Origin of the sequence: Eubacterium sp. AF34-35BH, assembly GCF_003477765.1 — a bacterium.
Taxonomy (GTDB): Bacteria; Bacillota; Clostridia; order Lachnospirales; family Lachnospiraceae; genus Eubacterium_G.
Genome location: NZ_QUDZ01000007.1, coordinates 153,994 through 161,131 on the forward strand (window position 1 = coordinate 153,994; position 7,138 = coordinate 161,131).

At 37.2% G+C, this 7,138-nt stretch carries 2 protein-coding genes; one reads left to right on the forward strand and one right to left on the reverse strand.

Annotated features, from left to right (window positions below):
- The coding region (locus DWZ69_RS09460; protein ID WP_199640870.1) for a GH92 family glycosyl hydrolase at positions 1 to 5,218 on the reverse strand (5,218 nt) is incomplete at its 3' end.
- Positions 5,219 to 5,650: 432 nt separating this feature from the next.
- On the opposite strand from DWZ69_RS09460, the gene DWZ69_RS09470 reads away from it, so the two are divergent.
- Positions 5,651 to 7,074 (forward strand): IS3 family transposase gene (locus DWZ69_RS09470; RefSeq protein WP_243081044.1). Its coding sequence is split into 2 segments (ribosomal slippage): positions 5,651 to 6,140 and positions 6,140 to 7,074, totalling 1,425 coding nucleotides; the frame shifts between segments, so codons are not numbered across the junction.
- Positions 7,075 to 7,138: the final 64 nt, after the last annotated feature.

Consider the following 7,138-nt stretch of genomic DNA (forward strand, 5'->3'; position numbering starts at 1 on the left):
CCTCTGTTGTTGGGGCTACTGTAGTAGGTGCCTCTGTTGTTGGGGCTTCCGTTGTAGGTGCCACCGTTGTTGGGGCTACTGTAGTAGGAGCAACTTTTGTTGGTGCCTCTGTAGTAGGAGTTACCGTTGTTGGTCCCCCTGTCGCTGGGGCTACAGTTGTTGGTACCTCTGTTGTTGGCGCAACCGTTGTAGGTGCTGCTATTGTTGGTGTTGTTGATTCCTTTGTTGTTGAGGCAGTTGTATCTTCAATCTTAATATTTTTAAAGTTAATATTTGTTCCTGCATCAACATTCTGTCCTAACTCAAACATTACTTTTATCTGGTTGTTTGTTACTGTGTATGTTCCTGTTAAAGTTCTTGTACCATTTGCCGGTATATCTGTATATACCTGTGGATCCTTTTTATTTGAAAGATCTTCTTTTATACCAATTGAACATGCTTTTGATGCAGTAACATCTACTGTTACTTTATATGTATGTCCGCTTGTTACGTTATCTGTATAACTTCCCTGTACTGACCATGCTTTTCCTTTGTTTGCCTTATCAACATAAATATTATAGTCTGCGTCTGATGCCCACTTATATGATCCAGAAGCCGTTCCACTCAAGTTTCCAAAGTAACATTCCCATTTACCTGATGGTGTCCACTGATTAACTGTTGCTGCTGTATATCCTGATGGAATATTATCCTTTTCCCCAACACTTTTTACATCAAAAGCAATATTGTCAACATTTGCCACATATTTATGTGAGCCATCATTCTTAAATACAATATATACATTATGAAGACCACTTATGGATTTTTCAAGCTGCTGACTTACAGTAGTATATGTACTCCAATGATCTCCTGTAACCGGAAGATTAATAGTTGCTACAGGTTCTCCTACCTTGCTGTCTATATACACCTGTGCATATCCGCCTGCATCGCTCTTTTGTCCCGAATAGTTAAAGCTTACCTGAGATGCCGAACCGTTAAAGTACACACTGTCATATCTTACCCATGTATTATTTTCCACTCCACCAATGTTTTTGCCATCATTAATTATATGGCCGGACTTTGCATCAAACTCTTCTGCTTCTACTTGGCTTGCATCATGTATTTTAATTGTCTTCTTCTCAATGTCCACAATTCTACCCAATGACTGATAAGCTTTTAGAATTTCATCATCTGATGCTTCTCCATTAGCATACACACTGCTTGCCTCTTTTAAATTATTTTCAAGACGTTTTGCAATAGGCAGATATTCACCTGTGGCGTCTATTGATTTTGCTACATCAATGGCATTTTTTAAATCACTCTTTAATATTCCGTTATTCTTATATCCCAGCATCTCAACTTCTGACAAATAAGCATCTGTTCCTGTAAGAACAACTTTATATCTTGAGTATTTGCCCACTTTGTCTGCACTTATTCCAAATGGTCTTGTATACTTGCCCCAAATATTAAAGAACAAGCTGCCACTGTCATGGTAGTCTCCCAGTAAAACCCAGTTATCATCTTCATTAGCGCCATACACCTTTGCCCTATCCGGTGTTCTTCCTGATTTTGATGATGTAAGAGTCAACATTCTTACAGCTTTTTTATCGGTAAACTTAAACATAAGTGTAGTTGTATTATCAACCTTTGTCTCTGTATCTGAATTATCATCAAATAAGTTATCCAATGTAGTCACTCCTGTACTTGAAGACTTATTGGCATCCTTTGAATAGTCCGTATATACTTGCGGCTTATTGTCATCTGTAGTTATGGATGTAAGGCTATCCTGTTCAAGTCCGCGCTCTTTATTAGGTGTTGAGGACATATTAAATTCAATTGTTCCACCTTTAATTAAATCCTTGTATTTTATAAATGTTTTATCATACTTTTCTCCATTAACGTACATACTGTCTACATACACATTTTCCTTACTATTGTTATTTGCCTTAATTACCAGTTTTTTATTTCCTTCCAAATTAACAGTTACTTCTTTAAACTGTGGTGAACCGATAGCAAATTCATCATTTCCCATTGACAATGGATAAAAGCCGATGGAAGACAATATATACCATGCTGACATTTCACCATTATCTTCATCACCAATATAACCCTGCCCAAAGGTACTTCCTGCATAACATCTTGCAAGAATATCTCTTACATACTTCTGTGTCTCCCACGGACGGGATGAGTACAGATACATATATGGAATATGATGGGACGGCTGGTTGCTGTGTCCATACTGACCCAGTTTTACTTCTCTTGCTTCCCTCTGTTCATGAATACCACCAACACCATCCATGGCGCCATATCCAATATATCCTCCATCAGTTGTAAAGATTGTATCAAGCTTGTCCGCAAGCTGGTCGCGACCGCCATATAAGTTTGCTAGTCCAATTCCATCCTGTGGTACAGAAACTGCCATGTTAAATGCATTGGTTTCTGTATAATCTGCCCCCCACCAGAATGGATTAAATCCCGTATTATTGTCACTGTTTCCTAAATTCAAAGAACCGTCAGCTTTTCTTCCTCTCAACCATTTTGACGTGACATCCTGACCAGAATCGTCAAATAAGAGGGAATAGTTCTTTGCTCTGTTTAGATAGTAGTAATATTCAGACATATAGTTTGCTTTCTTTGATGCATCGTTCGTCTGATTTGCCAATTTCTTTGCCATCTGAGCAATTCCGTAATCGTTAATATATCCTTCCATGGACCATGAGAAATTTTCATTTTCATCAGCAGGTACATATCCAATAAAGTTCGAAACATTTAATTTCTTTCTTCCTCCATTTGTAAGGTTATCGGATACAGTAGCTGCATTTCTCAATGCGGACCTGTATGCATTTTCATAATCAAATGATATGCCCTTCACCATTGCATCGGCAAAAATAGCATCACTGCTTGTTCCCACCATACTGTTGGTTCCACCTGGTGCAATCCATCTTGGAAGCCATCCTTGATCTTTATAATGCTGTACCAAACCGTTTAACAACTCTGTTGCTTTGGACGGTGTAAACAGTCCATACCCTGACCATGCAGTACGATATGTATCCCAGAAACCATTATTAATATAAATCTTTCCCTCCACAGGATTTGCATTATCATCTTTGTAAGGGCTCTTGTATTTCCAAACCGGATTACTGTTTGACCCTGTATTTTCTGACATAAGATTTGGATAACAATACATACGATAAATACAAGAATAAAGTGTAACTAACTGTTCATAATTTGCGCCTTTAACATCTGTGATAATTCCAAGCTGATTATCCCATTTAGACTGTGCCTTGTTATAAACCGTTTCAAAACTGTCTCCCCCAATTTCAAGCTCCAAATTCTTCTTTGCCTGATCATAGCTGATGTATGATGTGGCAAGTTTCATTGTAACTCTATTGGAATTAAAGGATGCAATACTTTTCCTGTCATTTATTTTAGTTCCCTTAGGAGTCTCACTAAATTCTCCGTAAATGTACATACGCTTCGAACCATTCCCTGTATGGTCAGAATATGTTTTAAATGTATTTCCGCTATATTCGGTCCTACTTCCACCATTGGCACAATCAAAGATAACACTCTTGTTTGCCGTGTTATTATAAGTAAACCGTACCACTGCGCCATGAGATGTCGGTGTCAGCTCTATCTGTGAATTTGCTGCATCGCCTCCATTGCCATCAAAAGAAACTTTATAATAATGCGCTTTTGCTACCTCATTATTATGACTAAAGTTTGCTTTTAACGTTCCCAATCCATAATCGTCATTTGTATTATAATCTTTGCTGGTATTTACCATAAATTGCCAGGTTCCTCTATCACCAACCCATATAGACGGTTCATGGCTTATTCTCATACAACGAAATTCATCTGTTTTCTGATATTCATAAGCCGTATTACTGCTTGCGCTGGTTGCAGGAATCCAAAAGTTGAATCCGTTTGGCACTGTTACTGCCGGAATTGTCAACCCTCTGGAGAAGTTTCCTGTATTGTTCGTTCCTCTTAGAATATTTACATAATCTGATAAATGAGAATATACCGGATAATCCTGATTATATATTTCAATGTCATCAAAATATGTCTGGAATTTTGCTAAAGCCCTCGCATTATGAGCTTTCATATCGTACACAACCAAAATCTTTTCAATGACTTTTCCCTTTGCCACATCACCAATTTTGCTGTAAATTTCATTCCACTGTTGTGCCACCAGTGTACGACTATCTCCCTGAGACTGTGCATCCACCTTATTTCCATTTTGATCAATTGCACCTAACTCACTTAAATAAGTTCCATCCTTAAACTTTAAATCCACCGCCATATGCATCTGTGTATATTCATAGTCATATTCGTCTCCATTAGACATGGAAGGAAAAATTACATATCTTAAATTTGTATTATCACTTACTGTAATATTCAAGTTGTCATAAATAACATTATAAGAATATGCATGACCAGTTCCTACATGAACTCCCTTGCATACAAGAGAGTGGCTTCCTGTCCAACCCACATTGGATTTTTGATTCCATGCATCGCTCGGTCCGGAAGTAATATTACTATTCATTCTGCTAATAGAAGCACCAACTTCCTGACACTTGCCTGTTGCAAGAATAAACTCTGAAAATTGTGTCATGGAACCACCATTTTTATTTGCTGTAATCCGCAATCTATACTGGCTATATGCTTTGCTGTTATCCAATTCAAAATAATTTTGTTTATATCTGCCATTAAACACCTGATTTGTTTTATTGTCGATGGTTTCCCAGCTTTCATTATCCGAATTTCTACCCTGAAGACTCCAATTCTTAGGGTCTCTTCCGGGAGCATCATTCGCAGAAGTTATCGCATAGGATTTTATAACCCGTTGACTCTTTAGTTTTACAATAACTTCCGACGGCTTTACATCAGTTAAATATTTTGTTCCAGAGTCTCCGTCAAACAAATTTTTCAAAACTTCATTATCATTTTTCGCGGCACTTCCCGAGTAACTCTCGATTTCACCGGATAAATTTCCATTTATCTGATAGCTTAGTTCATTTGTTGTAATATTGGCTGTGCCCTTCTTATCATCTACTGTAGAAGTTTTAAATCCATCTGCTGATTCAAAGGATGTAGACCATAATTCTCTTTTTGTTGTATCTGCATCTATCACTTTTCCATGCACAGTTTCGCTTTTCGCAACAAATCCCACAGGGAGAGCCATACATACTGCAAGTAGAATACTGATACCCTTTCTTAGTTTTCCTTTCTTTGTCATAATGTCCTCCTTTTCAACTACAACCTAACTGTACCTAACATAAAAATGCCCTATCACTTATGCCATATAATAATTAAAATATACTTCAGTATACCAAAAATGTTGTTTGCCGCATATACTTTCTAAAATTCAGATACCACTAATAAAAAGCATGCTTCGCCTATTCAACTCCCCGCGCCCCTCAATCTTGAGAGGTGGGCTTTTCTTTTGCTTCATTTTTTTTTCCATTCTGTTGCCAGTGTTATTTCCCACATGTTCTTTAAAATGATTCGATATAGTGGAATCTATGCCCGCCACCCGGAAGGCTGTTTTCAATTTACCAGAACGCCAACTACGGTCTTTCCTATAAAGAAAAAAAGGCTCCAATGTGACTAATGTACCGACCCCCAAAAGTTAGACCTAAAAATCTAACGATTGGAGGTCGGTATTTTTATGGCAAAATACAGTTATGAATTCAAAAAGCAGGTTGTTGAAGCATATCTTAGCGGTGAAGGTGGCTATAAATACTTAGCCAAACGATATGGTGTACCTGCCTGGCCAAACATTAAGAAATGGGTTCGGAATTATGAAACTCATGGTGACAAAGGACTTATGCGTTCGCGAAAACAAGATAAATACTCTTTTGAAAAGAAGCTTTCTGTTGTAGAATTATATTTAACAAGCGAACTCTCATATCAGGAGCTGGCTCTTCGTGAAGGAATATATAATCCCTCTCAAATCTGTAAGTGGGTAAAGGATTTCCAGATCGCCGGTCCTGATGCATTGAGACCACATAAGAAAGGTTGCAGGAAAACATTGGGTACATCAAACAAAAAGTTAAATATTGAACAAGATACAACTACAGTTCCGGTTGATACCAGTACTGAACATGTAAAAGAACTTGAAGATGAAATTCTTAAGCTTAGAATAGAGAATGCATATTTAAAAGAACTGAGGAGGCTGCGTTTAGAGGAGGAAGCTCTTCTGAAAAAACAGCGAGAATCGTCCAAAGCCTCCGGGGAGAATTCAAACTAAAAGACATTCTCGCAGTTGTTGGTTTTCCAAAGGCAACATATATGTATTGGCAAAAAAGATTTGATAGAGAAAATCCAGATATAGAATTAGAAGAAAAGATTCATGAAATACATAAACGTAACAAAGATTATGGCTACCGTCGCATGTGTGGTGAACTCCGTAATCAAGGCTATATCGTGAACAAGAAGAAGGTTCAACGCATTATGCAGAAATATAATCTTCAGGTGATGTCATTTACGAGGAAGAGTCGTAAATATAGTTCTTACAAAGGTAGAATTGGAACGGTTGCTCCTAATAGAATCAAAAGAAGATTTAATACACATATACCTCATCAGAAGATTACAACTGATACAACAGAGTTTAAATACTATGAAGTAGATTCTAAAGGTAAAATGACAATGCATAAGCTATATTTAGATCCATTCATGGATATGTTCAATGGTGAAATAATAAGTTATGGAATAGATAAACGTCCTTCAGCAGCAAATGTGATGAATGCACTAAATGAAGCCATTGAGGTAACTTCTGACTGCCCATTTCGAAGGACCTTTCACTCAGATCAGGGATGGGCATATCAGATGAAAGCTTATTCACATAGACTTAGAGAAGAGAAAATATTTCAAAGCATGTCACGAAAAGGTAATTGCCTTGATAATTCAGTCATGGAAAATTTCTTTGGTCTGCTTAAACAAGAAATATACTATGGAACTGTTTATTACAGTTATGAAGAATTGAAAACTGAAATTGAAAAATATATAAGATATTACAATGAAAAAAGAATTAAAGAAAAAATAGGATGGTTGAGTCCTGTCCAATACAGACTCAGCCTCTTGGTTGCATAAAAAATGCGTAACAGATATTAAAACCTGTTACGCAATAAAAGTCTAACTTTTTGGGGTCACATCA